Consider the following 2,568-nt stretch of genomic DNA (forward strand, 5'->3'; position numbering starts at 1 on the left):
GGTTGCAACATCTCCCCGGGCGAGCGTTACGGTGAACTGCGTCGCATCGAAAACCGTTTCAACGGTTCGGTGAACCAGTACTTCCTGTGCGACCGTGGCCGTTTCGGTTATGGCTACGTCAACCGCACCGACCGTCCACGTCAGCCGCTGCTGGCCGACGGCACCAAGCTCAGCCTGGACGCCGCACTGGATAAAGCCGCTGACCTGCTGCGCGGTCGCAATATCGTCGGTATCGGCTCGCCGCGTGCCAGCCTCGAAAGCAACTACGCGTTGCGCGAACTGGTTGGCGCCGAGCACTTCTACTCGGGCATCGAAGCGTCCGAACTGGAACGCATTCGTCTGGTCTTGCAGGTGCTGAACGACAGCCCGCTGCCTGTGCCAAACATGCGCGACATCGAAGACCACGACGCGATCTTCGTCCTCGGCGAAGACCTGACCCAGACCGCCGCTCGCGTGGCGCTGTCGCTGCGTCAATCGGTCAAGGGCAAAGCTGAAGACATGGCCGAAGCCATGCGCGTTCAGCCTTGGCTGGATGCTGCGGTGAAGAACATCGGTCAGCACGCGCTGAACCCGCTGTTCATCGCCAGCCTGGCGGAAACCAAGCTCGACGACATCGCTGAAGAATGCGTACACGCTGCTCCGGACGATCTGGCGCGCATCGGTTTCGCCGTTGCCCACGCACTGGATGCCAGCGCCCCGGCCGTTGAAGGTCTGGACGCCGAAGCACTGGAACTGGCTCAGCGCATCGCCGATGCCCTGCTCGCGGCCAAACGTCCGCTGATCATCGCCGGTACTTCGCTGGGCTCCAAAGCCCTGATCGAAGCCGCCGCGAACATCGCCAAAGCACTGAAACTGCGCGAGAAGAACGGTTCGATCAGCCTGATCGTGCCGGAAGCCAACAGCCTCGGTCTGGCCATGCTCGGTGGCGAATCGGTCGACGCGGCGCTGCAAGCCGTCATCGACGGCAAGGCTGACGCGATCGTTGTGCTGGAAAACGATCTGTTCACCCGCACCGCCAAAGACAAGGTCGATGCCGCACTGAACGCTGCGAAAGTAGTGATCGTTGCTGATCATCAGAAGACCGCGACCACCGACCGCGCGCACCTGGTTCTGCCGGCCGCAAGCTTCGCTGAAGGCGACGGTACGCTGGTCAGCCAGGAAGGTCGCGCCCAGCGCTTCTTCCAGGTTTTCGATCCGCAATACCTCGACGCAAGCATCCTGGTTCACGAAGGCTGGCGCTGGCTGCACGCCCTGCGCGCGACCCTGCTGAACCAGCCGATCGACTGGACGCAACTCGACCACGTCACCGCTGCCGTTGCTTCGAGCACCGCGCAACTGGCGCGTATCGTCGACGCTGCACCGTCGGCGGCGTTCCGCATCAAGGGTCTGAAACTGGCGCGTGAGCCGCTGCGTTACTCCGGTCGCACCGCGATGCGCGCCGACATCAGCGTTCACGAACCGCGCACCCCGCAAGACAAAGACACCGCGTTCGCCTTCTCCATGGAAGGTTACTCGGGTTCGGTTGAGCCGCGTCAGCAGGTTCCGTTTGCCTGGTCTCCGGGCTGGAACTCGCCACAAGCGTGGAACAAGTTCCAGGACGAAGTCGGTGGTCACATCCGTGCTGGCGACCCGGGCACCCGCCTGATCGAAAGCACTGGCGATTCGCTGAACTGGTTCGCTGCAGCACCGCGTGCATTCAACCCGGCAGCGGGTACCTGGCAAGCCGTGCCGTTCTTCCACCTGTTCGGCAGCGAAGAAAACTCTTCGAAAGCCGCACCGGTTCAGGAGCGTATTCCGGCCGCTTACGTGGCATTGGCGAAATCCGAAGCGGATCGTCTGGGCGTCAACGAAGGTGCATTGCTGAGCCTGAACGTGGCCGGTCAGACCCTGCGTCTGCCGCTGCGCATCAATGAAGAACTGGGCGCCGGTCTGGTGGCATTGCCTGCGGGCATCGCCGGCATTCCACCGGCATTCGCCGGCGTATCCGTCGACGGTCTGCAGGAGGCAGCGCAATGACCTGGTTCACCCCTGAAGTGATCGATGTGATCCTGACGGTCATCAAAGCCATCGTCATTCTGTTGGCCGTGGTGGTCGCCGGTGCGTTGCTCAGCTTTGTCGAACGTCGCCTGCTGGGCTGGTGGCAGGATCGTTACGGTCCGAACCGCGTTGGCCCGTTTGGTATGTTCCAGATCGCCGCCGACATGCTGAAGATGTTCTTCAAGGAAGACTGGACGCCGCCGTTTGCCGACAAAGTGATCTTCACTTTGGCGCCGGTGGTGGCCATGTCCGCCTTGCTGATCGCGTTTGCGATCATCCCGATCACCCCGACCTGGGGCGTCGCGGATCTGAACATCGGCTTGCTGTTCTTCTTCGCCATGGCCGGTCTGTCGGTCTACGCGGTGTTGTTCGCCGGCTGGTCGAGTAACAACAAGTTCGCCCTGCTCGGCGCCCTGCGTGCTTCGGCGCAGACCGTGTCCTACGAAGTGTTCATGGGCCTGGCCCTGATGGGCATCGTGGTGCAGGTCGGCTCGTTCAACATGCGCGACATCGTCGAATACCAGGCGCAGA

2 protein-coding genes are annotated in these 2,568 nt (G+C 62.5%); both read left to right on the forward strand.

Translation table 11 applies throughout. The features are described from left to right. A partial coding sequence (locus ACIP66_RS28475; protein WP_400652602.1) for a molybdopterin-dependent oxidoreductase occupies window positions 1–2,016 on the forward strand: 2,016 nt, incomplete at its 5' end. Beyond that, window positions 2,013–2,568 (forward strand): NADH-quinone oxidoreductase subunit H (locus ACIP66_RS28480; protein WP_400652605.1); only part of this gene is annotated, 556 nt, incomplete at its 3' end. The genes ACIP66_RS28475 and ACIP66_RS28480, both read left to right, overlap by 4 nt.

Origin of the sequence: Pseudomonas sp. NPDC088429 (assembly GCF_044753305.1) — a bacterium.
Taxonomy (GTDB): Bacteria; Pseudomonadota; Gammaproteobacteria; order Pseudomonadales; family Pseudomonadaceae; genus Aquipseudomonas; species Aquipseudomonas rustica.